Origin of the sequence: Flavobacterium erciyesense, from assembly GCF_018069925.1 — a bacterium.
Lineage (GTDB): Bacteria > Bacteroidota > Bacteroidia > Flavobacteriales > Flavobacteriaceae > Flavobacterium > Flavobacterium erciyesense.
Genome location: NZ_JAGPXB010000003.1, coordinates 123,854 through 150,598, shown reverse-complemented (window position 1 = coordinate 150,598; position 26,745 = coordinate 123,854). Strand labels below are relative to the sequence as shown.

Annotated in this window: 25 protein-coding genes; 7 read left to right on the top strand and 18 right to left on the bottom strand. The window is 35.9% G+C overall.

Annotated features, from left to right (window positions below):
* Positions 1–154: 154 nt before the first annotated feature.
* The 4 genes from KBJ98_RS05080 to KBJ98_RS05065 all read right to left on the bottom strand — a co-directional run bounded on the left by KBJ98_RS05080 (position 155) and on the right by KBJ98_RS05065 (position 5,412).
* Positions 155–904: a shikimate dehydrogenase family protein gene (locus KBJ98_RS05080; protein WP_210788560.1), complete on the bottom strand. Its 750-nt coding sequence runs from the start codon at positions 902–904 to the stop codon at positions 155–157.
* 2 nt (positions 905–906) lie between these two features.
* Complete coding sequence (locus KBJ98_RS05075; protein WP_210788559.1) at positions 907–2,301, bottom strand: tetratricopeptide repeat protein; 1,395 nt, start codon at positions 2,299–2,301, stop codon at positions 907–909.
* A 151-nt stretch (positions 2,302–2,452) separates the two neighbouring features.
* Positions 2,453–3,592 carry an aspartate aminotransferase family protein gene (locus KBJ98_RS05070; RefSeq protein ID WP_225899070.1) on the bottom strand — a complete coding sequence of 380 codons (1,140 nt, stop codon included), beginning with the start codon at positions 3,590–3,592 and terminating at the stop codon, positions 2,453–2,455.
* A 197-nt stretch (positions 3,593–3,789) separates the two neighbouring features.
* Positions 3,790–5,412, bottom strand: coding sequence for an OstA-like protein (locus tag KBJ98_RS05065; protein ID WP_225899069.1), 1,623 nt, complete (start codon positions 5,410–5,412; stop codon positions 3,790–3,792).
* Between the two features lie 282 nt (positions 5,413–5,694).
* Here KBJ98_RS05065 and KBJ98_RS05060 point away from each other — a divergent pair, with 282 nt between their 5' ends.
* The gene (locus KBJ98_RS05060; protein ID WP_210788556.1) at positions 5,695–7,560 is read left to right on the top strand and encodes an alpha-amylase family protein; all 1,866 of its coding nucleotides are present in this window, start codon (positions 5,695–5,697) and stop codon (positions 7,558–7,560) included.
* A 75-nt stretch (positions 7,561–7,635) separates the two neighbouring features.
* Here the strand turns inward: KBJ98_RS05060 and KBJ98_RS05055 are convergent, their stop codons facing one another.
* From KBJ98_RS05055 to rsfS, 7 genes are all read right to left on the bottom strand, one after another.
* Positions 7,636–8,406 (bottom strand): superoxide dismutase, encoded by a 771-nt coding sequence (locus KBJ98_RS05055; RefSeq protein ID WP_210788555.1) that lies wholly within the window; start codon positions 8,404–8,406, stop codon positions 7,636–7,638.
* Between the two features lie 6 nt (positions 8,407–8,412).
* Entirely contained in the window at positions 8,413–8,682 is a 270-nt protein-coding gene (locus tag KBJ98_RS05050; RefSeq protein WP_210788554.1) for an acyl-CoA-binding protein, read from the bottom strand.
* Positions 8,682–9,335, bottom strand: coding sequence for a phosphatidylserine decarboxylase family protein (locus KBJ98_RS05045; RefSeq protein ID WP_210788553.1), 654 nt, complete (start codon positions 9,333–9,335; stop codon positions 8,682–8,684). The genes KBJ98_RS05050 and KBJ98_RS05045 overlap by 1 nt, the downstream gene beginning before the upstream one ends.
* The gene (locus KBJ98_RS05040) at positions 9,325–10,215 is read right to left on the bottom strand and encodes a phosphatidate cytidylyltransferase (RefSeq protein ID WP_210788552.1); all 891 of its coding nucleotides are present in this window, start codon (positions 10,213–10,215) and stop codon (positions 9,325–9,327) included. Before KBJ98_RS05040 ends, KBJ98_RS05045 begins: the two co-directional genes overlap by 11 nt.
* 1 nt (position 10,216) lies before the next feature.
* Positions 10,217–10,819 carry an LUD domain-containing protein gene (locus KBJ98_RS05035; protein WP_210788551.1) on the bottom strand — a complete coding sequence of 201 codons (603 nt, stop codon included), beginning with the start codon at positions 10,817–10,819 and terminating at the stop codon, positions 10,217–10,219.
* A 114-nt stretch (positions 10,820–10,933) separates the two neighbouring features.
* The gene (gene ftsH / locus KBJ98_RS05030) at positions 10,934–12,859 is read right to left on the bottom strand and encodes an ATP-dependent zinc metalloprotease FtsH (RefSeq protein ID WP_210788550.1); all 1,926 of its coding nucleotides are present in this window, start codon (positions 12,857–12,859) and stop codon (positions 10,934–10,936) included.
* A gap of 18 nt (positions 12,860–12,877) precedes the next feature.
* Positions 12,878–13,249 carry a ribosome silencing factor gene (rsfS, locus tag KBJ98_RS05025; RefSeq protein ID WP_210788549.1) on the bottom strand — a complete coding sequence of 124 codons (372 nt, stop codon included), beginning with the start codon at positions 13,247–13,249 and terminating at the stop codon, positions 12,878–12,880.
* 95 nt (positions 13,250–13,344) lie between these two features.
* Here rsfS and KBJ98_RS05020 point away from each other — a divergent pair, with 95 nt between their 5' ends.
* A complete protein-coding gene (locus KBJ98_RS05020) occupies positions 13,345–14,073 on the top strand; it encodes a biotin--[acetyl-CoA-carboxylase] ligase (RefSeq protein ID WP_210788548.1) in 729 nt (242 codons plus the stop codon).
* Between the two features lie 57 nt (positions 14,074–14,130).
* Here the strand turns inward: KBJ98_RS05020 and KBJ98_RS05015 are convergent, their stop codons facing one another.
* Together KBJ98_RS05015 and pyrE are read right to left on the bottom strand one after the other, a co-directional pair.
* Positions 14,131–14,523: an SRPBCC family protein gene (locus KBJ98_RS05015; RefSeq protein ID WP_166135188.1), complete on the bottom strand. Its 393-nt coding sequence runs from the start codon at positions 14,521–14,523 to the stop codon at positions 14,131–14,133.
* A gap of 24 nt (positions 14,524–14,547) precedes the next feature.
* Positions 14,548–15,195, bottom strand: a complete 648-nt coding sequence (pyrE, locus tag KBJ98_RS05010) for an orotate phosphoribosyltransferase (protein ID WP_210788547.1) — start codon at positions 15,193–15,195, stop codon at positions 14,548–14,550.
* 7 nt (positions 15,196–15,202) lie between these two features.
* Between pyrE and KBJ98_RS05005 the strand changes: the two genes are divergently transcribed.
* Positions 15,203–15,805 (top strand): NUDIX hydrolase, encoded by a 603-nt coding sequence (locus tag KBJ98_RS05005; protein ID WP_210788546.1) that lies wholly within the window; start codon positions 15,203–15,205, stop codon positions 15,803–15,805.
* A gap of 145 nt (positions 15,806–15,950) precedes the next feature.
* Here KBJ98_RS05005 and KBJ98_RS05000 read toward each other — a convergent pair whose 3' ends face one another.
* Positions 15,951–17,681: a M14 family metallopeptidase gene (locus KBJ98_RS05000; protein WP_210788545.1), complete on the bottom strand. Its 1,731-nt coding sequence runs from the start codon at positions 17,679–17,681 to the stop codon at positions 15,951–15,953.
* Positions 17,682–17,877: 196 nt separating this feature from the next.
* Here KBJ98_RS05000 and KBJ98_RS04995 point away from each other — a divergent pair, with 196 nt between their 5' ends.
* Complete coding sequence (locus tag KBJ98_RS04995; RefSeq protein ID WP_225899066.1) at positions 17,878–19,224, top strand: DEAD/DEAH box helicase; 1,347 nt, start codon at positions 17,878–17,880, stop codon at positions 19,222–19,224.
* A gap of 336 nt (positions 19,225–19,560) precedes the next feature.
* Here KBJ98_RS04995 and KBJ98_RS04990 read toward each other — a convergent pair whose 3' ends face one another.
* From KBJ98_RS04990 to KBJ98_RS04975, 4 genes are all read right to left on the bottom strand, one after another.
* On the bottom strand, positions 19,561–19,935 hold the full coding sequence (locus tag KBJ98_RS04990; RefSeq protein WP_210788544.1) for a hypothetical protein: 375 nt from the start codon (positions 19,933–19,935) through the stop codon (positions 19,561–19,563).
* Between the two features lie 156 nt (positions 19,936–20,091).
* Positions 20,092–20,658: a PhnA domain-containing protein gene (locus tag KBJ98_RS04985; protein WP_210788543.1), complete on the bottom strand. Its 567-nt coding sequence runs from the start codon at positions 20,656–20,658 to the stop codon at positions 20,092–20,094.
* A 48-nt stretch (positions 20,659–20,706) separates the two neighbouring features.
* Entirely contained in the window at positions 20,707–21,165 is a 459-nt protein-coding gene (coaD, locus tag KBJ98_RS04980) for a pantetheine-phosphate adenylyltransferase (protein ID WP_210788542.1), read from the bottom strand.
* 9 nt (positions 21,166–21,174) lie between these two features.
* Positions 21,175–22,146, bottom strand: coding sequence for a D-alanine--D-alanine ligase (locus KBJ98_RS04975; RefSeq protein WP_210788541.1), 972 nt, complete (start codon positions 22,144–22,146; stop codon positions 21,175–21,177).
* Between the two features lie 240 nt (positions 22,147–22,386).
* Between KBJ98_RS04975 and KBJ98_RS04970 the strand changes: the two genes are divergently transcribed.
* The 3 genes from KBJ98_RS04970 to KBJ98_RS04960 all read left to right on the top strand — a co-directional run bounded on the left by KBJ98_RS04970 (position 22,387) and on the right by KBJ98_RS04960 (position 26,737).
* The gene (locus KBJ98_RS04970) at positions 22,387–23,013 is read left to right on the top strand and encodes a PASTA domain-containing protein (RefSeq protein WP_166135218.1); all 627 of its coding nucleotides are present in this window, start codon (positions 22,387–22,389) and stop codon (positions 23,011–23,013) included.
* On the top strand, positions 23,003–24,049 hold the full coding sequence (locus KBJ98_RS04965; RefSeq protein WP_210788540.1) for an RluA family pseudouridine synthase: 1,047 nt from the start codon (positions 23,003–23,005) through the stop codon (positions 24,047–24,049). Before KBJ98_RS04970 ends, KBJ98_RS04965 begins: the two co-directional genes overlap by 11 nt.
* Positions 24,050–24,265: 216 nt before the next feature.
* Complete coding sequence (locus KBJ98_RS04960) at positions 24,266–26,737, top strand: zinc-dependent metalloprotease (RefSeq protein WP_210788539.1); 2,472 nt, start codon at positions 24,266–24,268, stop codon at positions 26,735–26,737.
* Positions 26,738–26,745 lie beyond the last annotated feature (8 nt).

Sequence of the window (26,745 nt, the reverse complement as noted above, 5' to 3'; positions counted from 1 at the left end):
TCAATTTTAAAACTACGGCTGAAAGGGCTTTGTTTTTAAAATCGCGAGATGTCGCTTTCATTTGGGCTAGGGGTTTTGTTTTCATACTTTTCAAAAGTAAAAAACTCCCATTAACAAAATCGTTAATGGGAGTTTTAAAGCTAAGAGTTATGTTTTACCTATTCCAAATCTTCCATGCTTTTTCAGCCTGAAAAATCAGCATGTCTAAACCGTTTTTGGTTTGTGCGCCTTGCGCCGCTGCTTTTTTTAAGAAAAGCGTTTCGGCTGGATTGTATATTAAATCGTAGGCGATGTGTTTTGCCGTGAAAAAATTATAAGGCAAATCAGGGCAAGCATCGGTGTTGGGGCTTGTACCTACAGGAGTTGCATTGATGATGATTTGGTAGTTGTCAAAAGTAGTTGCATTGATCAACTCATAACCAATAGTATTTTCCTTGCTTTCACGAGAAACAAAAGTGTACGGAATATCGAGTTCTTCTAGCGCAAATGCGACTCCTTTTGAAGCGCCGCCTGTACCTAAAATTAATGCTCTTTTATGGTGCGATTGCAACAAGGGTTCTAGTGATTTTTTGAAACCAAAATAATCTGTGTTGTAGCCTTTTAAATTTCCTTTTTTTGTAATTTTAATGGTGTTTACAGCACCAATTTGAGCTGCTTTTTTAGATAGTTTTTGCAAGTAAGGAATGATCGCCTCTTTGTACGGAATGGTCACATTCAAACCTTTTAAATCTTTGTTTTTGCTTATAACTTCTGGAAATTCGTCAATCGAAGCTATGTCAAAATTCTCGTAACTGTGACCTTCAAAATTTTGGTTGGCAAATTTTTCTGTAAAATATCCTTTCGAAAAAGAATAGCTAATGTTGCGTCCTAATAACCCAAAACGTTTACGAAGCAGTTCACTCATCTTTATTTTCTGTTTTTGGTAATATAGTTTTGCACTGATTTTTTGGCCCAAACCACTGGGAATAATTCCTCAAGAAGGGTATGGTTTTCAAAATTCAATCGCAATCCATTGCTTAAATGAAACTTAGCTTTAGTCGCATCCGAAATCATGTAATAAATTCCAGCCAAGCGGTACTCTATTTCGTTTTCTTCTGGGAAGTATTCAGAGGCTTGTAATAAAGTTTGCACTGCACTCTCGAATTCGCCTAAAAATTGCAAAATATCAACCCAAAAAAGCCAGGTTTCTAAGCCGGTTTCTCCAAATTCAACTGCTTTGCGATAGCCAAATTCCGCTTCTTCAAAAAAGTTCATTTGCTTGTTGATACTCGCGTAACGTTTCCAATACAAGCGATTTTGATTATCTATTGCTAAAGCTTTATTGACAAAAAACAATGCTTTTTGATAATTTTTTAATCGAACATAAAAATCAGTAATGGCAATCCAACCTTTATCTAACAAAGGGTCTTCGTGTACGGTTTGGTTGTAAAACTTGATAGCCAAGGCACTATTGCCTAATTTTTCGTGGCATTTTCCTAAACGCAACAAAGCATAAGAAGTAGCATCATCCAATTCGATGGTACGCGAATAACTTTCAATGGCTTCTTCATATTTTTTGAGTCGTTCGTAGGCTTTGGCTTTTTCCATAAAAGCACCTAAAAATTCGTCATCAATTAGCGTAGCATATTCAAAGGCACGAATGGCATCTTGGTATTCTTTTTCGCTGTAATGCAAGCGCCCTAATTGGTGCCAAGCAATTTCGCTGTATGGTTTTTTGTCGATATAGCTTTTTAAAAACGCGATTGCATCTTGATTTTGGTCCAAAAACTCAAAACAATACACTACGTTATACAACGCCGATTGATCTTCAAGGTCTTCCTCTAAACAATTGATGAAATTGGTTTTTGCCAATTCAAAATTATCCATAAAAAGGTATTCCATTCCAATTAAGTTGTACACATCAGCCAAATCATCGGTGTATTGTAAAGCAATTTTAAGCAATTCAACTGCTTTTTCGTGCTGGTCTCTTTTAGAACAAATATTGGCTTTTTGGATGTAAATCTCTTCGTTATTGGGTTCAATAGCATACAATTCGTTCAGCAATTTTTCAGCCAATTCTAGTTTGTCATCGTAGACCAACATTTCCACTTGAACCAACTTTAAACCTGTAGATCTAGGGTGTTGTTCCAAGGCTAGTTTGAGTGCTTTTTTTGCCAAAGAAGCCTTGCCCATATCAAGATAATGCAGGATTATTTCTTCAAATTCTTCCGAGTCAAAAAAGAAAACCTTGTTGGTTTTCAACATCGATTCAAATTTGGAAAGAGATAAGTTATAGTCTTCTTCTTCGTTGCTTAATTGCATACTTTGTGTTTTTAATTGACTTACCTAAAATTAGGTATTCGGTTTTGTATTGCGGATGCTCTGTCAAATTGTTGTGAACAATTTAATTAACACGCCTTTGTAGTTTTGTATCTTCAGAGAAAGCTTTTTGAAGTATGAAGCTTTTACGTTTTTATAAGTTGTTTCTAGCGTAAATTTCATCCATAACTTCTAAAATGATGGCGCAACCTTCACGTATTTCATCTTCAGAAATAGTTAAAGGAGGCGTGATTCTGATAGCACATCCTTCAAAAAGCAACCAAAACAAGATCAATCCTCTGTCTTGACAGGTTAAAATTACTTCGTTTGTTATTTCAGGATCTGCGGTCATTGCGGCCAGCATCAATCCTTTTCCTCTAACTTCTTGTATCAAAGGATGTACCAAAAGCGAGCGAAACAGCTTTTCCTTCTCAAGCGCTTCGGCCATTAAATTTGTCTCTGTAATTTCTTTCAAAGTAGCCAAACAAGCTGCCGCAATGACAGGATGTCCTCCAAAAGTGGTTATATGACCTAGTTTAGGGTTGTGACTCAAAAGTTTCATCATATCGGCAGATGCAGTAAAAGCACCCACCGGCATGCCACCGCCCATTCCTTTGCCCATGACAACAATATCAGGTACTGCATTGTAATGTTCAAAACCAAATAATTTTCCGGTGCGTCCAAATCCAGGTTGTATCTCATCTAAAATTAGCAAGGCACCAACCTCGTTGCAACGAGCACGTACTTTTTGTAAAAAATCGTTCTCGGGTTGTATAAAACCTGCTCCACCTTGGATAGTTTCTAGTAAAATTCCAGCTGTTTTGTTGGTGATTTTTTCTAAATCGGCTTCGTTATTAAAAGTAATAAAATCTACATCAGGAATCAACGGTCTGAATACTTGTTTTCGTTCTTCAAATCCCATGACGCTCAACGATCCCATTGTATTACCATGATAGGCGTTGTGGCAGGAAATCAGCTGACTACGCCCCGTAACTCTTCGGGCTAATTTTAATGCGCCTTCGATTGCCTCAGTACCTGAATTCACTAAATAGGTAGTATCTAAGGGATCGGGTAGAAGGGATGCCATAAGTTTGCAATATTCTACGGCTGGACTTTGAGCGTATTCGCCATAAACCATCACGTGTGAATATTTGTCTAGCTGATCTTTAATAGCTTGGTTCACTCGTGGGTGTTGATGACCAAGTGAACAAGCTGAAACGCCTGCTACAAAGTCAAGGTATTTTTGTTGATTGGTATTGTAAATATAGCTTCCTACCGCATGGGAAATTTCCATTCCTAGCGGATACGGAGATGTTTGAGCTTGGTATGTTAAAAAATCTGTCTTCACAAATTATTGTTTATTCGTTTATTTGATGCTTTTTTGTTCTAGCTAACTGCAGACTGCCATTGCCAACTATTTTATTTACTTGAACTGCTTACTGCCACTGCTAACTGCGACTGCTCATTGCGACTGTTTACTGCCAACTGCGACTATTTCTTAGCCTTCTTTTTGTCATAATTCAGCGTTTCTTTCCTAGTTTTCAACGGAACGTTTTTCTTAGCTACTGCAGTTTTTAAAGTCTTTTCAATTTTATCATTGTCGCTATTTTCCTCGGGCGGAAAAATATCATCTTTTGATTTGATGCGTTCATCGCCACGCCAAACAAAACCGCGTAGAATTCGAGCGTTTTCAGGTAACTCCTCTTCAGGAAAAATATCGCCATCTACTTGTTGGAAAAAAGTTATGGTTTCCACCTCATTGTTTTCCAAAATCAAATTGATTTTACTACTTTTATTTTTATTAATACCAATCAATTCTTGATCGTCATTGCGCATGTAATAAATCACTTCAGTGTTTTTTACAACATCTACATCGTGTAATTTACCTTCCTCAAATTTCCCATACAAGTTTTGACCTTTGACTTGATTATAACCTGTTCCGAGTGTATCTTTTGAGACAATAAATGTATTTTCGAGAACTTTTAGCGAATCCAACTTTTCTGTTGTGTTGTTACCTATCAAATGCATGACATCGCCTGTGATTTGGTTTTCAGCGTTCCACAAAATCGGATTTCCAATGAGTTTTGTTAAAGCAGTCTTTGAGCTAGAATGAATAGAATCACATTTACCACTCATGTCTTTTTTGAAAAACCGTACATTGTTAAATGCTCTAATAATTCGATTTCCCTCTTTCCCAGTTACCATTAATTTTTTTCCGTGAATGTAAACTGAGTCATTTTCTACAAAATTTACTGCAACTGCTCTTTTAGTAACAAACATGGAGTCTAGTTTTTTGTAAACTTCGGCGTAATGTCCTTTAACTATTCCGCGATTTATGGAGTCGGTTATTTTTACGTTTCTACTTGCCGATGCAAATTCCCGATTTCTATCGTAGTACAAACTGTCTCCTTTTATTAATCGATCGTCATACCTGATATAGGATTTGTTTAAAAAATGCGCTAGGTTTTTTTTAGTATCATAAAAACCTTTTTCAGTATAAATATAGTTGGCTTTACTAGTAATTGTTGATGGACCTAACAAATAGGAGTGACCAGAATTACTAAAATAATCCAAGTGATTCGACTTGATAACATAGGTAGGATTGGTGATGCTAACAGCCGTTAAAAATTGAAACTTTTTTTCCTCGACGTAATACCGCCCAGAATTACTCTTTAACGTATTGTCTTTATTGATGATAGTGCCGGGCGTGTCGTAATACACCTCCTGAATATTTCGGTCAAAATTAAGAACTTCCGTCATTAAAGTGGCGTCAGGCGAACTCATGACAGCCTCTCCAGAAGCGTATGCTTTTTTAACCAAGCCATTGTATTCAGCGTATTTACTGTTCAAGAATAAAGTGTCACCTTGAACCATTTGTACATTTCCAAAGGCTTTGATGTACTTTTCTTTTTCGAAATAGTAGGCTTTATTGCAGGTGAGTACAATGCCGTCGTGATTCACACGAACATTCCCTATCAACAAAACAGCATCAGGAACTTCAACTTGGTTCACATCTGAAAAATCAGCATTTTCGATAATTATTTTTTTGGGAGCTTGTGCCAAAACGGTACTGCTAACTAAAAATAGGAAAGCAAAGCGAGCAAAAAGCAGCAATTTTTTCAAAGGATTAAATTTTTCACAAATTTATGAAAAAGCAAGCAACTCTAATCGATATTAAGAATTATTTATAAGCGGTCTTAGTAGGATGGTTATGCTGTTTAAGTCAAAGTTATCAACAGTTTGTCAAACTCTTTCGATGTAGTAAATTTGAAAGCAAGTCATGGGAAATAAAATTTTTATGCAAAACCAAAGTTGCAGAAAAAATATATTAAATTTCAACTTTAATTTCTTTTTAAGGTGCAATACATCTTAAAGCAGTTTAGATAAATTTATATCATGAAAAAAATAACCATCGTTGCAGGACTGAGTGCCGTGCTCTGTGCAACAGCTTGTAAAACTAAAATGAATACCATGGATAAAACAAATCAAGAAAACAATGTGCGTCAAAAAGAGGTTGTTTATCAGGTTTTTACACGCTTGTTTGGGAATAAAAATACTACCAACAAACCATGGGGAACCATTGAAGAAAATGGAGTAGGGAAATTTAATGACTTCACTGACAAAGCTCTTTTTGAGATAAAAGATTTGGGAGCTACCTATATTTGGTATACCGGTGTTCCACATCATGCTGTGATAAGGGATTATACTAATATAGGTATTTCAAATGATGATCCTGAAGTTGTAAAAGGTCGTGCAGGTTCTCCTTATGCCGTGAAAGATTATTATAATGTTAATCCAGATTTGGCAATGAATCCTGCCAACCGCTTGCAAGAATTTGAAGAATTAATTGCCAGAACGCACAAAGCAGGTTTGAAAGTTTTGATAGATATTGTTCCCAATCACATTGCTCGTAAGTATGAGGGTAAAAATAATCCCAAAGGTGTTGTTGATTTTGGAGCCAATGATGATGTTTCTGTAGAATACAAACGTGATAATAACTTTTATTATATTCCAAACACTGCCTTCGAAATTCCAGATACGGATAAGCCATTAAACGGCGAATCTAATCCTGCAATTGATGGGAAATTTTCGGAGTTTCCTGCAAAATGGACAGGTAACGGCTCCCGAATGGCAAAACCAGATCGCAATGATTGGTATGAAACGGTTAAAGTAAATTACGGTATCCGCCCAGATGGGACAAAAGATTTTCCAGAGTTGCCATGGGGTTATGATGCGAAAAATTATCAAGAACATTTTGATTTTTGGAAAGATAAAGACGTTCCAGATTCTTGGAAAAAATTCAGGGATATTGCGCTTTATTGGACTGATAAAGGTGTAGATGGTTTCAGGTTTGACATGGCCGAAATGGTTCCGTATGAATTTTGGAGTTACATGAACTCGGCTATTAAGGTGAGAAATCCAGAAGCTTTTTTGTTAGCTGAAGTATACAATCCAGCTGAATACCGCAATTACATTCGTTTAGGTAAAATGGATTATTTGTATGACAAAGTGGAGACCTATGACAAGTTAAAAGATATCATTCAAGGTAGAGCTCTGCCCGATGATTTATCAAACATTCAAAATCGTATGGCCGATATTGAACATCACATGCTTCATTTTTTGGATAATCATGATGAACAGCGATTGGCTAGTCCTGAATTTGCTGGAACGCCACAAAAAGGTAAGCCGCTAATGGTGGTTTCAACTACAATTAGTTCGTCACCAACAATGATATACTTTGGTCAAGAGGTAGGCGAGGCAGGTAATGAAAATGCTGGTTTTGGTACCCATTCTAGAACTTCAATTTTTGATTATATAGGAGTACCCAATCACCAAAGATGGATGAATAATGGTAAATTTGACGGAGGTCAATCAACGCAAGAAGAGAAAGATTTACGCGATTTTTATAAAAGGCTTTTGAATTTTTCTAGAAATAGTTCGGCATTGATGGGGCAATTTCAGGAGATTCAAACGGTAAATAGAGAGCGTACCGCTGGCTATGATCCAGGAATATACTCTTTCGTACGTTGGTCTGATCAACAAAAGTTGCTAGTTGTAACTAATTTTTCTTGGTTAACTACAAGTTCTTTTGAATTAATAGTCCCTTCGGATGTAATCTCAAAATGGAATTTAAGAGACGGTTCGTACACACTTACTGACCAGATGTACCAAAAACAAACTGCAACACTAAAAGTTCAAAACGGTGAAGGAAAAATGAAAGTGACAATTGCTCCATCAGAATCGTTTATTTTTCAATTATAAAATAATGAAAGTATTGTAGCAGACACAATATAGTTCCAAAAAAAAAGCTGCAGTCTCAATAGGCTGCAGCTTTTTTTATAGTTGGGTATTTTCAAAATTTTCTTGAATTTTTTTCCAATTGATAACATTAAAAAAGCCATCAATATAATTGGTTCTTCGGTATTGATAATCCATATAATAAGCATGTTCCCAAACATCAAGAGCCAAAATTGGTTTTCCTGGTACCAATGCATTTCGCATTAATGGATTGTCTTGGTTTGCAGTTGTTGTGACAACTAATTTCCCGCTTCGATCTACAAGAAGCCAAACCCAACCTGATCCAAAGTGTTTGGTTGCTTCGTTTTTAAATTGTGAAACAAATAAATCATACGATCCAAAGTCTTTATTAATGGCTTCTAAAAGTGTACCAGTTGGTTGACCTCCGGATTTTGGCGCCATACATTTCCAATATAATGAATGATTGTAATAACCGCCAGCGTTGTTTCGTAGCGCTGCATCGTTGGGGTCTAGTTTGGCAAGAATTTCCTCAATGGTAAGGTTTTCTAAAGCAGTACCAACAAGCGCTTTGTTTAGGTTATTGGTGTATGTAAGGTAATGTTTGGAGTAATGTGTTTCTAACGTTTTAATACTGATACTTGGTGTTAGGGCATCATAACCATAAGGGAGTTTTTCTATCTGAAATGAACCTGGATCAGCCACAACATCATCAGGATTACCTACTACGGTTTTTTGTTCCGTCTCCTCAGGTAGTGGTACTTCAACCACTTCAATTAATTTATCGTCCTTACATCCTTGCAAGGATACGCAACAAAACAAGATAGGAAGGATTACTTGTAATTTTCTCATCGTGAATTATTTTTGTGATAATGAATTTATGATTTCAATGTAATTTTCTTTGGCTTCGTCGGCACTAAGATGGCTAATTTGCATCCATGCGTTGGTTTTAAAAGCATCTCTTAAATGATAGGATGGATTTTGCTTTAAATCAAGATAGCCAAAGGTTGCTTGTTTGTAAAATGCGTATAAACGCAATTGCACGTCTTGTGGCAACGAGGCTTGCGTCATTTCTGAAGCTTTTTGTACAGCTTCTAAAAATCGATTTTCTAACGTGGCGTCAGTCATTATTTTGTAGTTGCAATAATTGTTTTTCCACCAATCGCTTTTTGATTTAAAACCACATTTATTGGTGTTCCTAGAGGTAAAAACAAATCTACACGAGAACCAAATTTGATGAAACCGGCATCGGTACCTTGTACAACTTGCATTCCTTGTTCTGCATAATTAACAATTCTTCGGGCAAGTGCACCAGCTATTTGACGGTATAATATTTCGCCAAAATTTTTATTTTCGATCACCACAGTAGTTCTTTCGTTTTCCTCGCTAGCTTTTGGATGCCAAGCTACTAAAAATTTACCCGGATGATATTTACTAAATTTAATAACTCCACTCATAGCGTAACGCGTTACGTGTACGTTGATTGGTGACATAAATATCGAAACTTGTAATCTGTTTTCTTTAAAATATTCTCCCTCGTAAACCTCTTCAATAACTACCACTTTACCGTCTACGGGTGCAATAATTTGATTTTCATTCAAGATTACACTTCTTTTAGGGTTTCTAAAAAATTGTAATATGATTATTAATAGTAGTAATGCAGCTATTTGTATCGCCATTTTTAGCCAACTGCTTGTAATGAAATTGTCAGCTAACAACAGCACAACTGAGGTAAAAATTGTACCTAATAAAATTGACGGGGTTCCTTCTTTATGAAACATAATTTAAAATTTGATAAAATAAAAATATTAAAGGTGCTACAAATATAACACTATCTAGTCGATCTAGAATGCCTCCGTGTCCTGGCATGATGTTTCCACTGTCTTTTACAGCAGCAATTCGTTTGAATTTAGATTCAATTAAGTCGCCAATAGTGCCGGCAACCCCAACGATTAAGGCTATTGAAGTCCAAATTAAAATAGATCTTTCGCTAAATTCAGGTTTGGCTTTAATGTAATATTTTGAGATTAAAAAACCTGCAAATATTGCAAACACAATGCCGCCAGCAAAGCCTTCTATGGTTTTTTTGGGAGAAATTTTTTCTAGTAATTTAGTTCGTCCTATTGATTTTCCGACTATGTATGCAAAAGTGTCATTAGTCCAAATTAATATGAACAGGCCAATGATGATTTTTGGATTGTAATCATTGATTCCAAATGAAATCTTTGTGATAAAAATAAATGGTAAAATAATATATCCTAACAGATACAGGTATTTTGAAGATGTGCTAATCGTTTGAATTTTATCGTAAAATAGAAATAAGATACATTTTACAGAAACGACAAGTGTTGTAACTAAAAGAACAATGTTGAGCTGTTCAATATTTATCTTTAGAGATAGCTTTGCATCAAATTGTTCATTGATGAAGTTTTCTGTTACATCATTGTAATGACTTAATAGTGTGATACTAGTGTACGATACAGTTGCAAATACCAGCGGGAATATCTTTTGTATTTGAACTAAATTGCAAAATTCGTAAACGGCAATCAGTAGGAATAATCCAAAAAGAATAAAAAAAGTTTCGGTCGAATATAAAATAGAACTGATTAATAAAACTATATAAACAACTCCTGATATCCCTCGTTTTAGAGTTTCATTCATTTTATAAATCTTCAAGTAGCAACAAATACAAGTTTTTTGCAGAACTTCCGTATTGTGTAAAATCTTCTTCTTTTGCTTTTTCGAAATATTTTATAGTCGTAATATTGGTCGGTAAATCGCGCTCGTATTTCTTTTTTATAGCACTTAGACCATCACTTTTTGTAGCAACAATTTCGCTTGTTTTAGCAATTACAATGATATTGGCAGGTAAATCATTTGGCTTATGTTGCTTGATCTGTTTTGATGAAAATAGGATAGAACCTTCTTCAGCAATTAAACTTTCACATGTAGCAAAAAGAAATTTCGGATTACTAATAATCGTATAGGGTAATTTATTGTCTTCTAGTAATGGGAATAAAGTTGGATTGAAGCACAAAACTTCGTTTTCAAACCAGTCATTCTCCTCTAAAATATTTTCAAATTGTTCTTTTACTTCTTGCGAATTTTCACAGTATAAGAACTTGCCGCCATTTTTTTTGAAGTTGAAAATAAAGTGTTCGTCAATAGATATAGCTTTTTCAGAAGCAGAAAGGTTAAATTCGCTTTCTTTCTCTTCTTCAGAAGTAGGTTGATGTGAACTAAATAATTTTCTAAAAAGACTCATATTTTTTTAACAGCTATAATTTGTATTTGAAAACGTCCAAAGATAAAAAAATCTTAATTCAAAAGTAGATTTTGAATTAAGATTTTAAGAATATTTGAAAAAAGGCTCTAATTTTTAGGAAACCACTTCACTTAGATTTTTGTCAAAAGTACGTTTTCCGAAGATTGCTTCAAGGTCGTCCTTAAAAATAACTTCCTTTTCAATTAAAATATCGGCCAGCTGATTCAGTTTGTCTTTGTTTTCTTCTAAAATTTGAATGGCCCTTTGGTATTGGCCCTCAATTAATAATGAAATTTCAGTATCAATAACTTTTGCAGTTTCTTCTGAATATGGTTTTGAGAAGTTGTATTCACTTTGACCTGTTGAGTCGTAGTAAGTAACATTTCCAATTTTATCATTCAATCCATAAACAGTTACCATCGCTCTCGCTTGTTTGGTTACTTTTTCAAGATCGCTCAATGCTCCAGTCGAAATTCTGTTAAAAGTTACCTTTTCAGCAGCTCTTCCTCCCATGGTAGCACACATTTCGTCTAGCATTTGGTCTGGTCGTACAATTAAACGTTCTTCTGGTAAGTACCATGCTGCTCCTAAACTTTGTCCTCTTGGTACAATAGTTACTTTTATTAGTGGCGCTGCGTGCTCTAACATCCAACTCACTGTAGCGTGCCCAGCTTCGTGTATTGCAATAGCTTTTTTCTCTTCTGGAGTAACAATCTTGTTTTTCTTTTCTAAACCTCCAACAATACGGTCTACCGCATCTAAGAAATCTTGTTTTTCAACTGCAGACTTGTTGTTACGAGCAGCAATTAAAGCCGCTTCGTTACAAACATTTGCAATGTCAGCTCCTGAGAATCCTGGAGTTTGTTTTGCTAAAAAGTCAGTATCTAATCCTTCTGCTTTTTTCAAAGCAGCCAAGTGTACTTGAAAAATTTCAGCACGTTCTCTAATGTCTGGTAAGTCAACGAAGATTTGTCTGTCAAAACGTCCAGCACGCATTAGGGCTTTATCCAATACATCAGCACGGTTAGTAGCTGCCAAAACAATTACGTTTGAGTTGGTTCCAAAACCATCCATTTCAGTTAATAATTGATTCAAAGTGTTTTCACGCTCGTCGTTTCCGCCAGACATGTTACTTTTTCCTCTTGCTCTACCTACGGCGTCAATCTCATCAATAAAAATGATAGCTGGAGATTTTTCTTTAGCTTGTTTAAATAAATCACGTACTCTAGAAGCACCCACACCTACGAACATCTCTACAAAGTCAGATCCTGACATAGAAAAGAAAGGTACTTGAGCTTCGCCAGCTACGGCTTTGGCTAATAATGTTTTTCCAGTTCCGGGAGGCCCTACTAAAAGCGCTCCTTTTGGAATTTTACCTCCCAAATTCGTGTATTTTTCAGGATTTTTAAGGAACTCTACAATTTCTTGAATCTCTTCTTTAGCTCCTTCTAAACCAGCTACATCTTTAAATGTGGTTTTAATATCTGTTTTTTCGTCAAAAAGTTTCGCTTTCGATTTACCAATGTTGAATATTTGACCTCCGCCACCTGCACCTCCGCCTGACATTCTGCGCATGATAAAAAGCCAAACAGCAATGATAACAATTATTGGTAGTAAGCTAAAAAAGATGTCCGACCAATTATTTTGTACTTTGAAGTTAAAGTCTTTTAATTTTCCTTCTTTAACTGCTTTTTCAAGTTTAGTTTGAAAGATTTGATCATTTCCAATTTCAAAAGTGTAGTGCGGGCCTTTGTTAGGCTCGTTAAAAACATCTTTTGCTACTTTCTTGTGAGTTAGGTCTTTAATAGCAGCAGGGGTTAAAAAAACTTCCGCTTCTGCTTTATTGTAAACAATTACGCGCTCAATTTGACCTTTCTCCAAATATTCATTGAATTTAGAAGAGGTTAATTGTCCCGGTTCGCTTAAGCTTGAACCACCAGTCATGAAACTAATGAACAGCAATATTAAAATTACAGCAGTATAAAGCAGCCAAGGGCTTACTTTAAACTTATTTGGGTTTGGATTGTTTTCTTTGGCCATTACTATGAATGTGTGTCTTTAGTATTTATTTTCTATGGTTGTTATTTTAGCATCGCCCCATAAACTTTCGATGTTGTAATACTCTCTGATGCGTTTTTGAAATACATGTACTACGATATTTACGTAATCCATCAAAACCCATTCGGCATTATCAGTTCCTTCAACATGCCAAGGCTTGTCTTTCATTTCTTTTGAAACTGTTTTCTGGATAGAGTTTACAATGGCGTTTACTTGTGTGTTAGATCCACCGTTAGAAATAACAAAATAATCGCACACTGATGTATCGATCTCTCTTAAGTCCAAGATGGTAATGTCATTTCCTTTTACTTCTTCAATTCCTTTAATGATATTTGCCAAAAGCAAGTCATTATTTATAGTCTTTTTCGCCATGAATTATTTTTATATAAGTTTGTAAAGTTACCATTTTTTGTGGTTATTTTTGAACCTTAACACAAGTTTAAATTCTGTTTCACAAAATAATGTTTATGAAAGTAATCAAACTCGATGCCATAGATTCTACAAATGAGTTCTTAAAAGGCTTGGCAAACAAACAAGAGGTTGATAATTATACAATTGTTACGGCTAAAAATCAAACAAAAGGCAAAGGGCAGATGGGTTCCGTTTGGAATACAGAATCAGGTAAAAATCTAATAATGAGTATTTTGGTTAAAGATTTCTTATCGGATATTAATCGTTTGTTTGATTTAAATATCGCTGTTGCAGTAGCGGTTCATTCGGTTTTAAATGAAATGGGTATTCCTGGATTGAGTATAAAATGGCCGAACGACATAATGTCATACAATAAAAAAATTGGTGGCATTTTAATTGAAAACAGCATTAAAAGTGACGCAACTTTTAGCTCTATCGTTGGTTTTGGTCTAAATGTGAATCAAACTAATTTTGAAATGTTGCCCAAAGCGTCATCTTTAGCAGTGGTGACCAATCGTAATTTTGAAGTGGATAGTTTAGCTGTCAAAATTGGTGAAGCCATTTTTAAAATAACCTCAGATATGAAGAGCAACTCAGTTTTTTATTGGAATCAATACGATGGAGTTTTGTTCAAAAAAGGTATTCCTATGGCGTTTGAAGCACCGTTAAAAGGTCGTTTTATGGGTATAATTACGGGAGTTTCAGTAATTGGAAAAGTACAGATAATGCTAGAGGATGATACAGTTGAAGAGTTCGATATTAAAGAAGTTCAAATGTTGTATTAATAAAAAAGTCTTCTAGCTATTGCGTGAAGACTTTTTGTATTTTGATAATTTTTGAATTTATAGTTTTGGCATGTTCGTAGCCAAAGTTTCAATGAATTTACCAATTGGTCCTTTAATCATCATGGCCATCATTGGGTTAAAGTCTCCTTCGAAATCTAATTTTACAGCACTACTTTGTTCCGTTAGTGCTTCAATCGTAGCTACTAAAGTGAAAGGCAATTTATCACTAGCAGCTCCTAGAACAATTTTACTTGGTGCTACTTTTTCTTTCATTTTTAATTTGATTTCTGGCATGCCTTTAAGTCCAAATATAAAAGCATCATCGCCTAGTACTTCAAATTTTGCAATATTTTCAGGCATTAGTTTTTCAAAATTCTTTACATCGCTCAAAGCAGTAAACAGTTCTTGAGCTGATTTTTCTACGGTAACTTTTGGACTTTCTAAATTCATTGGTGTATTTATTAGATTTGGGTTTTAAACTTCAACATTCCATGTAGATGGACTTTGGTTCCATTCTCTTAATGTTTGCTCTTCTTCCTCGGTGATGTAACGCTTCGCCACAGCCAAATTAAGTAAGTTTTGATAGTTACTTAAAGTGTACAAATCTAAGTTTGCAGTTTTAAAGTTAGCATCAGCTACGGGAAATCCATAAGTAAATATGGCTGCCATTCCTTTGATATTGGCTCCTGCTTCACGTAGGGCTTCCACAGCCTGTAAACTGCTGTTTCCGGTACTTATTAAATCTTCAACAACTACTACGTTTTGACCTTTTTGTAAAAAACCTTCTACTTGATTTTGCCTACCATGTTTTTTTGGCTCAGGGCGCACGTAAACGAATGGTAAACCCATGCTTTCGGCTACAAGCATTCCAATACCAATGGCGCCTGTGGCTACACCAGCAATAACATCTGGTTTTCCAAATTGTTTTTCAATGTTCTTTGAAAATTCATCGCGAACATAATTTCGTACCGCTGGGAATGAGAGTATTAAGCGGTTGTCACAATAAATAGGCGATTTCCATCCTGAAGCCCATGTAAAAGGATTTCTTGGATTCAATTTAATTGCATTTATTTGCAATAGAAATTCGGCTGTTTTTTCGGCTGTATCTTTATTAAAAATCATAGTACAAATGTATAAAGTTTTTGTTAACGACAAACCACTTTTTTTGACAAATGAGATCTCTAAGGAGACTGATTTTCAATTATTTCTATTGGAGAGTATTGATATTGAGCAACTTATTGTGAAAATATTTCAAAATAAAATTAATAAGGCCTATTTGTACCATCCGGACGAAAGCTTGATTTTGAAGACCTTAAAAGCTAAGATTCCTGTTTGTAAAGCGGGCGGTGGTTTGGTTTACAATAAAAAAGGTGAGGTTTTATTTATTTTTCGAAATGGAAAATGGGATTTACCGAAGGGCGGAATCGAAAAAGGAGAGGATATTGAAGATACTGCTATGCGCGAAGTAGAGGAAGAGACCGGTGTCAATAAGCTAACCATTGGCCAAAAATTACAAAAAACCTACCACGTTTTCAGGCGAAATGGAAAATACAAATTGAAGATTACGCATTGGTTCGAAATGCAATCTGATTTTGAAGGAACACCACAAGGTCAATTAGAGGAAGGAATTGAAAAAGTTGCGTGGTTGAAACCAGAACAAATTAAGGATGCACTGACAAACTCCTATGAAAATATCAAATTACTTTTTGAAGAGGAGAAACTACTTAGTTAGCCTAATATTTTTAGAATTATCGTAAGAAGATTAAAAGTCTTATCCTTACATATCAAACTTAAATACGAATTTCATGATTTACACTAATTGATAAGTGCAAATTCGTGAAATTCGTGTTTTTTAAATAGTTCAACTGCAGATTTTTTTACTTCAAAACGCGATATATTGGATATTGTAAATGCGCTTTTTCGTAGTAGATCGAATTTTTATATATCCAATCGAGTTGTGCCTCTGGACTGCCAGCAAATTTAGGATCACTTTGTTTTTTGCTTTCTAGCTTCGACTTTAAATCTGGATTTTTTTGTAGCAATTGTGCCGCAGTATCTTCAAATACGTAGTCAGAGTAACCTTCTTTTTGTTGTAACATAGTATCGAAGAAATTCCAATTGAAAAATGAATCCATCGCTTCAGGCTCCAACGCTTCGAGCAAATATTTTATCCCTTTTTGATTGGTAGGTACATAGAAATCTCCTTTGGCGAAAGCCTTTTGTTGTGTACTACTTGTTACAGAAGTATTTCTATGCAAGTAATGTCCTTCGTATGCAGATGATCCTGTTTTATAATCGGCAATGCGGTAGCTTTCTACTGAAATTACAGTGTCTTTTGGTAAAACTTTGAATTCGATATTATTGCTTTTCAATACGTCAATTACATGCCAAAAACTTCTCGGAATAATGTACGCTTCAGGAATTATTACCTCCTTAGTAGCTTTGTATTCTTTTTGGTAAGGAACGTCTTTTTTAAAGGGTTTGTTTCGGTCGTAAAACAAACGTTTACCTGTGGTAGCATCGCTGTTTTTATAACCAGCTTCATATCCTAGGAAAGAAAAATTGGTGGTTTTTGTGGTGTCAATTTCCCATTTAATCGCATATTTTTTACCTGCTTGGTATTGTTTTTCGTTTTGTAAACGGAGCTCTTTTATCTTGGCGTAATTGGCATCGGTAAAGTCGATTGTAGAGCGCATGTATTCATAAGTAACTTTTACACGTTCAGCATATTTTTTCAGCATGTGTGTTTCAACCACAAACCCGAGCGTGTTGTATAATGAGGTATAGCCTGTAGCAAATCTCGGACTCTCAAAAAACTGTGCAAATCCTTTATCTGGTGTGTCTTGAAAAGCGTTTACATAAGGAGTTGATTCAATTTTTTTCTTTTGTAAATCTTGTACAACGGCAGGCATCATTTCGGTGTTTAAAAATCCTCCTAAAACGTTTCCTAGTTTGTTGTGTTGTGTCATTATGTAGGTCAGTTTGTATTGGTAATCAGCACCGTTACTCACGTGATTGTCAATGAACACATCGGCGTTTATCTTATGAAAAATATTCACAAAACTTTTGGTATTTCGAGTGTCCGACTTCATGAAATCCCGATTCAAATCATAATTTCTGGCGTTTCCGCGAAAGCCATATTCTTCGGGACCATCCTGGTTGGCTCTTGTGCTGGAGTTTCTGTTTAATGCGCCGCCAATGTTGTACACGGGTATACAAACTAATACCGTATTTTTTGGTGCTTTTACTTTACCTGTTGCTAAGTCGCGGTACAATTGCATGCTGGCATCAATTCCGTCTGGCTCTCCTGCATGTATGCCATTATTGATTAAGATAACAGCTTTACTTTTTTTGATTTCTTCAAAATTGAAGTTTTTTTCAGGATTAAAAATGACGATGTGCAAAGGTAATCCGCTATCCGTTAAACCCATTTCTTGTATTTCAATGGTAGGAAAATCTTGTGCCAATAATTGGTAATAAGCAATAGTTTCGGCGTAGGTTGCAGACTGGTTTCCGTTTCCTTTTTCAAAAACTGTTGCGTATTTATTTTGGGCTTGACCCCAACTGAATACTATTAGAAATAAGAGATAAATAGGAAGGTTTTTCATGATTTTAGTTTAAAAATAGTCTATCAAAAGTAACTTTTTTTACAGAATTCTCAGCAAAGTTCTTTAAAAAAGTAGCTACCGTTTGCTCTAACGAAGAAATGATAATGTATAATTGTTGTCAAGTGGTTTTGTAAAAACAAATAGCAGCTCATGAGTTTAGTCGTTTTTTAAAATTATCTTTGCACAAATTTAAAATATGAATACAAAGCAATCCGCTACCACGATACTTTCTAATTTAGGCATTACAAGTTGGAATGAAATGCAAGAAGTTGCACACGATACCATTTTGAACGAAAACAATACTTTGCTGCTTTCGCCAACAGGTTCGGGTAAAACACTCGCATTTTTACTTCCTGTTTTTGAACTTTTGCAAGCTGAAATTTTATCGGTTCAATGTTTGATTTTGGTTCCTTCTCGCGAATTAGGTCTTCAAATTGAGCAAGTTTGGAAAAAAATGGGTACCTCATACAAAGTTAATACTTGTTATGGCGGGCACTCTATTGAAACCGAAATAAAAAATTTAAGCAATCCACCTGCAGTTTTAATTGGAACTCCGGGCAGAATCGCTGATCATATTGATCGTGGTACTTTTCGTTTGGATAAAATTCAAACTATTGTTCTGGATGAATTTGATAAATCGCTTCAATTGGGTTTTCATGAGCAAATGTCCTATATCATTGGGCAACTGACCAAGGTTAACAAAAGAGTTCTTGTTTCGGCTACTTCAGATATTGAGATTCCAAAATACACTCGCGTTGTTAATCCTGTGGTTTTAGATTTTATTCCCGAAGAAGAGGCGGTTTCTAACTTGTCAATGAAATTGGTTTTATCTAAAGAAAAAGATAAAATCAATACCTTGTTTCAACTGATTTGCTTTTTGAAGTCAGAAGCTGCAATTGTATTTTGCAACCATCGCGATGCAGCAGAACGAATTAGCGATACTTTAAATGAAAAGGGAATTTACGCTACGTACTATCATGGCGGAATGGATCAAGAGGAGCGGGAGCGCGCCTTGATACAGTTTAGAAATGGTAGTATGAGTTATTTAATTGCGACTGATTTAGCCGCACGCGGACTTGATATTCCTGAAATGAAACACGTTATTCATTATCATTTGCCTGCTAAGGAAGACGAGTTTACACACAGAAACGGGCGTACAGCACGTATGCAAGCCTCGGGTACTGCCTATATTGTAGCGCACGAAAGTGAAAAAAAATTGGATTATCTTGATTATTCGATGGAAGTTTTGGTAGTAAATCAAGCCAAAGCTTTACCAAAACCACCGCAGTTTCAAACCATTTATATTAGTGGTGGAAAGAAAAACAAGTTGAATAAAATTGATATTGTTGGTTTCTTTTCGCAAAAAGGAAAACTCGAAAAAGGTGATTTAGGACTTATCGAAGTAAAAGATTTTATCTCGTTTGCAGCTGTAAAATTCAACAAAGTAAAAGATTTGTTGCATGCTATCAAAGACGAAAAAATGAAGGGTAAAAAGTTTAAAATTGAAGTAGCCCGAAAAGTGATTAAGAAAGAGGAGGAGTAAGTTTTTAGTACTTAGTCGCAGTATTCAGTCGCAGTTTGCAGTTACAGTCAGCAGTTTCTGTTTGCAGTTGCAATATTAGCTTTCATAGAAAAACCGTTGCTAGTAAGTTTAATTTATTAGCAACGGTTTTTAGCTTTACGGTAGTTTTTTAAGTATGTCTTTGTGGTTTGAAAATTTAGCAAATGGAGACTATTTGGTGTAAATGTTATCTCTCTACACGCAGTTTGGGACTAAATTAAGTTCATTCTTAGGATTTACCAAAACATCCCAAATACAAGACCATTTTCAAATTATACCAAATACCCAAATCGCTTGTAGCAAGTGTTAGCAGTTCGGTTATTTTTCTTTTAAGCATTCTGTTATTTCGAAATAAACGGTCGTCATTTCACTTTCTGCATTTGCGTCCTTTTTCAATATTTCAATATGAATTAAGTTGTAGGTTTTTCTTTTGACTTCGTAAAATTCGCTTCCAAATGGTTTCCAACCTACATTCATTAATCCATATTTATATTCCAAATATTTATTTTCGGCGTCAATTCCTTCTTCTTTATTTTTAGCATTTTTAATTTTAACAGCACTTTCAAATATTTCTCCATTTCCAATTTCATAAACTATTCCTGGAGCATTGGGAATTGTAACAATAGTTTTTTCAGTTTTCTGTGCGCTACAAACTGAAATTGTAAATAATAAAATTGCTAATATTTTCTTCATTTCTTTTTTTTAGGGTAACTGACTGCTAACTCTTCTCTAAGACTGGAACTGCAAACTGATTTATCTACGTTAATTACTCCACTCTGAGACTGCGACTGCAAACTGATTTCTCCACGTTAACTACTGCACTCTAAGACCGCGACTGCAAACTACCAATTATGTTTTCTTCACGTATTGTGTAATGATAACTATGGTTTGTCCATCAACGCGTCCTTCGATATATTCTGCGTTTTCATGATCTAATCTGATGTTACGCACTGCTGTACCTTGCTTGGCAACCATACTAGAACCTTTTACTTTTAGGTCTTTGATCAACACTACTGAATCGCCTGTTTGTAAAACTACACCATTGCTATCGCGATGCACTATTTTATTTTCATCCTCTTGACCTTCGCCTGTTGCTTGTGCCCAAGCCAACGTATCTTCGTCAAGGTACATTTGCTCTAGCAATTCTTGATTTCCCAAACGGCTTAACATACGCCATGATAGTACTTGAACTGCTTCGTGTTCGCTCCACATACTATCGTTTAAGCATCGCCATGAATTAGGATCCATAGTTTCTGCTTGCTCGATTTGTGCAATTAAGTTTTTCGAGATTAGTACGTTTTCATCGAGTCCGCCACGGCGTGTAGGAGTGAGGGTGTATACTTGTAGGTCTTCGGTAACGCCTGATAGTTCACACTTTCCGCCACTTCGTTTCATTAATTCTCTTTCGATGCTCATTGTTTTTGTTGTTGTTTTTGTTGCGAAAATTCGCTTTTTAAAATAAAATTATTTGGTTACTCGAACCGCATCAGGAACTAGCATTTCGTACTGTCCGTTGTTGCGAATGACATCGCGAACAATGCTTGAGCTAATGTAAGATGTTTTGGCAGCTGTTAATAAAAATACGGTTTCAATCTTGGCGAGGCGTCTATTGGTGTGTGCGATTGCTTTTTCAAATTCGAAATCCGCTGGGTTACGCAGACCTCTCAGAATAAAATCAGCATTGAGTTTTCGGCACAAGTCAGTAGTCAATCCTTCATAGGTGATCACTGAAATTTTAGGTTCGTGTTGAAAAGTTTCTTCGATAAATCGTTTTCTATCTTCTAAGGAGAACATGTATTTTTTTTCGGCATTAACGCCAATGGCGATCACGATTTCATCAAAAAGAGGCAAGCTGCGTTTAATGATGTCTTCATGACCAAGTGTAATTGGGTCAAACGAACCCGGAAATATGGCTTTTCTCATGGTAGAGGGTTAGGCTAATGCCAATTCGATGGCGTTGGTAAACAAGTCTTTTAGCTCAATTCCTGCCGCTTTGGCCTGTTGCGGAATTAAACTTTCGGTGGTTAAACCCGGAATAGTGTTCATTTCGAGCATGTGTGGCTCGCCATCAACAATAATAAATTCGCTACGGGAGAAACCTTTCATTTTAAGTACTTCGTAGGCTCGTTTGGCAATAGCTCCCACTTTTTGAGTCATTTCGTCAGAGATTCGTGCAGGAGTAATTTCTTGCGATTTGCCTAAGTATTTTGCTTCATAATCAAAGAAATCATTTTCGGAAACAATTTCAGTAATTGGTAAAACTGTAATGGCGCCTTGGTAATTGATTACTCCAACAGAAACTTCTGTTCCGTCAAGAAAACTCTCAATTATAATTTCGTTATCTTCTTTGTAAGCCGTTTCAATTGCAGTTGGCAACTCGGCTTCTGTTTTTACTTTTGAGATTCCGAAACTTGAACCTGCTTTATTTGGTTTTACAAAACAAGGCAATCCTACTTTGTTTACAATGGCGGTTGTATCAACTATATCGCCTTTGTTTAAGTAATAAGAAGTCGCTGTTTTGATCCCGTAGGGTTTTAAAACTGAAAGTAAGTCTCTTTTATTGAAGGTGAGCGCTGCTTGGTAATAATCGCAGGCCGTTTGCGGAATTTGCAATAATTCGAAGTAAGCTTGCATTAAACCATCTTCGCCTGGTGTGCCGTGAATAGCGTTAAATACACAATCGAAACTGATTTTTTGTCCAGCAACAGTAACCGAAAAATCATTTTTATCGATTGGAAATTCTTGATCTTGTGCATCAACATAAACCCATTTTTCTTTAAAGATGTGAATACGAAAGCCGTTGTATTTGGTTTTGTCTAAGTATTGGTACACGACATTGCCGCTGATTAAAGATATTTTGTATTCGCTGGAATACCCGCCCATGATGATGGCAATGTTTTTCATTTTTTACTGTTTTAATTGAGTTCTTTTAAGCACCAAATAGCCTATTTACTACTGTTTTGAATTAGCCCCGATAGCAGCGGTATCCTTTGGTTTTTTTGCTAAAAAAAAGCAAAGATACAAGCGAATAGCGGGAAAAAGCTCCTAAAAAAAGGAGTAGTTTGTGCTAAAAACGATTAAACAAAATTATCATTTTTTTTGAAACGAAATAGGTTTATCTTTGTGGCATATAAAAATAAATTTATGAGTTTACGGAAGTATCTTACTAGTCGCGTTTTCTTTGGACAAGTCTTTGTTGCATTAGCTATTATTGCTGCTTTGGGTTATTTTTTCATGCATTGGCTCACGTTTACAACCGATCATGGCAATGAAATTTCGGTTCCTAATTTGAGTAAATTGACAGAGGAGCAGGTAGAAGAAAAATTAGACGAGCTAGATTTAGACTATGTTTTATTGGATAGTGTGGATTTTAGAAGTGATTTTCCGCAGTTTAGTGTGGTAGAACAAGATCCTTTGCCAGGAACTAAGGTAAAAGTGGGGCGTAAGATTTATATTAAAATAAATACTGCCGGATACTCATCAGTTCGTATTCCTGATTTGGTAAACAAAACCTATCGTGAGGCTGTGCCAACCCTAAAAGCGCTTGGTCTTGAAGAAGGAAATATTACCTATGTACCCAATTTAGGTAAAGATATGGTGCTAGAAATGCGTTACAAAGGACGTAATTTAAAGGCAGGAGATCGTGTTTTAAAATCCAGTAAGATTGATTTAGTACTTGGTGATGGGAAAATGAGCTATGAAGAAGAAGAGAGTGCTGCTGATACTTTGGCCGTACCACTAGAAGAAGAAATACCAGTTGATGAACAATAATATAGAAACACTAGATTTAGAAGACGAGTTATTTGAACATTTCAGGTTTGAAGTTCCTAAAGGCCAAGCCACTTTGCGAATTGATAAATACTTGATGAGCCTTATTCAAAATGCGACTCGCAACAAAATACAAACGGCAGCAGCAGAGGGAAATATTTTTGTGAATGATGCTATCGTAAAATCCAATTATAAAGTTAAGCCTTTTGATGTGGTGCGTGTGATGCTTTCGCACCCGCCGTATGAAAACCATATCATTCCGGAAAACATTCCGCTTGATATTGTTTATGAAGATGATACTTTATTGTTAATCAATAAATTGCCGGGAATGGTGGTGCATCCTGGTCATGGTAATTACACAGGAACTTTGGTTCATGCCTTGGCTTATCATTTTGATAATTTACCAATGAATAGTAGCGAACGTCCTGGTTTGGTACATCGTATTGACAAGGATACTTCGGGTTTATTAGTGGTTGCCAAAACTGAGGCGGCTATGACACACTTGGCTAAACAATTTGAAGCAAAAACATCTGAGCGCGAGTATATTGCCCTAGTTTGGGGTAACGTTGCTGATGATGCGGGAACGATAGAAGGAAACTTAGCCAGACACTTGAAAGACCGTATGCAAATGGCAGTATTTGCTGATCCAGAAATTGGTAAACCTGCGATTACACATTACAAAGTTTTAGAACGATTTGGTTATGTAACGCTTGTTTCTTGTCAGTTAGAAACAGGACGTACGCACCAAATTAGAGCGCATATGAAACATATTGGACATCCTTTGTTTAATGACGAGCGTTACGGTGGCCATTTAATTTTAAAAGGAACCACTTTTACAAAGTACAAGCAATTTATTGAAAACTGTTTTAAGGCATTGCCTAGGCAAGCATTGCATGCCAAAACGCTCGGTTTTATTCATCCTACAACAGGAGAAATGATGCGTTTTGATACTGAATTGCCTGAAGATTTTGTAAATTGTATCGAAAAATGGCGAGGCTACTCAAAGTCGCACCAAACTGATGATGAAAGTGAAGCATAATTCAATTGAAACTCATACAAAACCCAAAGCAACATTAGCTTTGGGTTTTTTTATGCTTTTTTGGAAAAGTAATTACTTCAAATTAACTGATTCTAATCGGGTACAAAATCCAATAAATCAACCGTTGTTAATTAAAAGTTAAACCACTGAATACTATTCATTTTTAGGATGCTTCCCGTTATTTTTGATATTGATTAACCAAAAAATAACCAATAAATGAAGAAAGTTTTCATTTTATCAGCGATTGCTGCGCTTGCCCTTGCGCCACCTGCTGCATATGCGCAGTCAAAAAAGAAAAAAGACAAAAATGCTGTTGCTGTAGCTCCAATGCCAGAGAAAAAACCAGAATCGGCTATTAAGGATTACAGTAAAGTGATCACCAAAGATGCGATTAGCGATGCTGGTTTGTTTACTGTGCACAAAGTAGATAAAAAATATTTTTTTGAAATCCCGAATACCCTCTTGAACAAAGACATGCTTTTGGTAAGTAGATTATCAAAACTACCTGCTAATTTGGGAGGTGGTTATGTCAATGCAGGTTCAGAAACCAATGAGCAATTGATTGTTTGGCAACGTTTTCAAGATAAAATTGTCATCAAAATTAAATCATTTAATGCCGTGGCGAATGACAGTTTGCCTATTAGCATTTCAGTAAAAGCAAACAATTATGAGCCAACTTTATTCGCATTTGATATTGTGGCTTTTAGTAAGGATTCGGCTAATACAGTAATTGACGTAAGCAAGTTTTATGGTACTGATGTTAAAGCAATCAGCGGATTATCGGCCGATATGCGTGAGACTTATAAAGTACGTGGATTGGATGAATCACGTAGTTTTATCAATACCATGAAAAGTTTCCCGATGAATATTGAAGTCATTCAGGACTTTAGTTACAATGCAGCCAAACCACCAGTACAAGGTGATGCGGAAACTATCAGTATTCAAATGAATCAATCGATGATTTTGTTACCAGAAAAGCCTATGCAGCCTCGTTTGGCAGATCCTCGCGTGGGTTGGTTTACAATAGATCAAATTGATTATGGAAGTAACGAATTGAAGTCGGATGTGAAAACTTATATTCGCAGATGGCGTTTAGAGCCAAAAGATCCTGTCGCTTACGCAAAAGGAGAACTGGTTGAACCAGTAAAACCAATTGTGTATTATCTTGATCCTGCAACTCCAGAAAAATTGCGCAAATACATCAAGCAAGGTATTGAAGATTGGCAAAAGCCTTTTGAAACAGCCGGATTTAAAAATGCAATTATTGCTAAAGATCCACCTACAAAAGAAGAAGACCCTGATTTTAGTCCAGAGGACATACGCTACTCTGTAATTCGTTATGTAGCAAGTACTACTCGAAATGCAGTAGGACCAAGTGTATCTGACCCAAGAACAGGCGAAATTATCGAAAGTGATGTTATTTGGTACCACAACCATTTGCGTTCATACAGAAACCGTTATTTATTAGAAACCGGAGCGGCTAATCCAACCGCGCGAACTTTGCAAACAAGTGATGAGGAAATGGGCGATATGATGCGCATGGTAATCGCACATGAAGTAGGACATGCACTAGGATTTCCGCACAATATGGGAGCGAGTTGTGCTTACGATACAGAATCATACCGTAATGGTGAATTCACACAAAAAAACGGAATTGCAGCGAGTTTGATGGATTATGCGCGTTTTAACTACATCGCACAACCAGGTGATAAAAATGTTCGATTCATCCGTCAAATGGGACCTTATGATCATTATGCAACCAACTGGGGTTACCGTTATATTCCAAATGCATCTTCGCCAGAAGCTGAAGTACCAACTTTAGACAAGTGGATTATGGAAAAAGCGGACAATCCTATTTATAAGTTCGGAAAACAAAGCAGTAGTTTTGATCCTACTTCGCAAACCGAAGATATTGGAAACAGTTCTATGAAAGCAAGTACATACGGACTGAAAAATTTGCAATACGTTGCTGCACATTTACACGAGTGGACAAGCGATAAAACCAATAACTACGATGATTTAGACGAATTGTATAAAGAAATGCTCGATGTTTGGGGACGTTATGTAGGACACGTAGTGACAAATGTAGGAGGTGTTTTTGAAGCGACGAAAAAACCAAACCAGAAAGGGATGATTTATGAAGTGGTTTCAAAAGCGCAGCAGCAAGAGGCCATGCAATGGTTGCAAGCAAATGCTTTTGCATCGCCAACTTGGTTAGTTAATGTGAGTACTTTGCGCAATATTGATTACGCTGGTTATACAGAGCGTTTCAGAAGTTTACAGGTACGCCACTTAAACAATGTGATGAGTTTTGATCGTTTAGGGCGTTTATTAGATGCCGAAATTCAAGGGAATAATAATTACAAAGCGTTAGATTTATTAAGTGATATGCGCAAAGGAATCTGGAAAGAAGCTTCAGCATTAACTAATGTAACTATTTACAGAAGAAATTTACAAAGAGCCTATATTGAGCGTATGGCTTTCTTGATGAAAGAAGAAATAAAAGGCGGTCGTCCTTCAGAATATTATAATGTAGCGCAATCAGATGTTCGTGCTTTAGTACGTGGTGAGTTGGTTGCTTTAAAAGCAACACTTAATATTGCCAAAGCTGCAGCTGTAAATACGGAAACAAAATATCATTATGCTGATGCAATAAAGAGAATTGATCTTATTTTAAATCCTTCATAGCTTTAAAC

What these genes read in the sequence shown, in the direction of transcription:
- KBJ98_RS05080 (WP_210788560.1), bottom strand. Translation starts at nt 904, where the DNA reads ATGAGTGAACTGCTTCGTAAACGTTTTGGGTTATTAGGACGCAACATT.
- KBJ98_RS05075 (WP_210788559.1), bottom strand. Translation starts at nt 2,301, where the DNA reads ATGCAATTAAGCAACGAAGAAGAAGACTATAACTTATCTCTTTCCAAA.
- KBJ98_RS05070 (WP_225899070.1), bottom strand. Translation starts at nt 3,592, where the DNA reads ATGGAAATTTCCCATGCGGTAGGAAGCTATATTTACAATACCAATCAA.
- KBJ98_RS05060 (WP_210788556.1), top strand. Translation starts at nt 5,695, where the DNA reads ATGAAAAAAATAACCATCGTTGCAGGACTGAGTGCCGTGCTCTGTGCA.
- KBJ98_RS05055 (WP_210788555.1), bottom strand. Translation starts at nt 8,406, where the DNA reads ATGAGAAAATTACAAGTAATCCTTCCTATCTTGTTTTGTTGCGTATCC.
- KBJ98_RS05050 (WP_210788554.1), bottom strand. Translation starts at nt 8,682, where the DNA reads ATGACTGACGCCACGTTAGAAAATCGATTTTTAGAAGCTGTACAAAAA.
- KBJ98_RS05045 (WP_210788553.1), bottom strand. Translation starts at nt 9,335, where the DNA reads ATGTTTCATAAAGAAGGAACCCCGTCAATTTTATTAGGTACAATTTTT.
- KBJ98_RS05040 (WP_210788552.1), bottom strand. Translation starts at nt 10,215, where the DNA reads ATGAATGAAACTCTAAAACGAGGGATATCAGGAGTTGTTTATATAGTT.
- KBJ98_RS05035 (WP_210788551.1), bottom strand. Translation starts at nt 10,819, where the DNA reads ATGAGTCTTTTTAGAAAATTATTTAGTTCACATCAACCTACTTCTGAA.
- ftsH (WP_210788550.1), bottom strand. Translation starts at nt 12,859, where the DNA reads ATGGCCAAAGAAAACAATCCAAACCCAAATAAGTTTAAAGTAAGCCCT.
- rsfS (WP_210788549.1), bottom strand. Translation starts at nt 13,249, where the DNA reads ATGGCGAAAAAGACTATAAATAATGACTTGCTTTTGGCAAATATCATT.
- KBJ98_RS05020 (WP_210788548.1), top strand. Translation starts at nt 13,345, where the DNA reads ATGAAAGTAATCAAACTCGATGCCATAGATTCTACAAATGAGTTCTTA.
- KBJ98_RS05015 (WP_166135188.1), bottom strand. Translation starts at nt 14,523, where the DNA reads ATGAATTTAGAAAGTCCAAAAGTTACCGTAGAAAAATCAGCTCAAGAA.
- pyrE (WP_210788547.1), bottom strand. Translation starts at nt 15,195, where the DNA reads ATGATTTTTAATAAAGATACAGCCGAAAAAACAGCCGAATTTCTATTG.
- KBJ98_RS05005 (WP_210788546.1), top strand. Translation starts at nt 15,203, where the DNA reads ATGTATAAAGTTTTTGTTAACGACAAACCACTTTTTTTGACAAATGAG.
- KBJ98_RS05000 (WP_210788545.1), bottom strand. Translation starts at nt 17,681, where the DNA reads ATGAAAAACCTTCCTATTTATCTCTTATTTCTAATAGTATTCAGTTGG.
- KBJ98_RS04995 (WP_225899066.1), top strand. Translation starts at nt 17,878, where the DNA reads ATGAATACAAAGCAATCCGCTACCACGATACTTTCTAATTTAGGCATT.
- KBJ98_RS04990 (WP_210788544.1), bottom strand. Translation starts at nt 19,935, where the DNA reads ATGAAGAAAATATTAGCAATTTTATTATTTACAATTTCAGTTTGTAGC.
- KBJ98_RS04985 (WP_210788543.1), bottom strand. Translation starts at nt 20,658, where the DNA reads ATGAGCATCGAAAGAGAATTAATGAAACGAAGTGGCGGAAAGTGTGAA.
- coaD (WP_210788542.1), bottom strand. Translation starts at nt 21,165, where the DNA reads ATGAGAAAAGCCATATTTCCGGGTTCGTTTGACCCAATTACACTTGGT.
- KBJ98_RS04975 (WP_210788541.1), bottom strand. Translation starts at nt 22,146, where the DNA reads ATGAAAAACATTGCCATCATCATGGGCGGGTATTCCAGCGAATACAAA.
- KBJ98_RS04970 (WP_166135218.1), top strand. Translation starts at nt 22,387, where the DNA reads ATGAGTTTACGGAAGTATCTTACTAGTCGCGTTTTCTTTGGACAAGTC.
- KBJ98_RS04965 (WP_210788540.1), top strand. Translation starts at nt 23,003, where the DNA reads ATGAACAATAATATAGAAACACTAGATTTAGAAGACGAGTTATTTGAA.
- KBJ98_RS04960 (WP_210788539.1), top strand. Translation starts at nt 24,266, where the DNA reads ATGAAGAAAGTTTTCATTTTATCAGCGATTGCTGCGCTTGCCCTTGCG.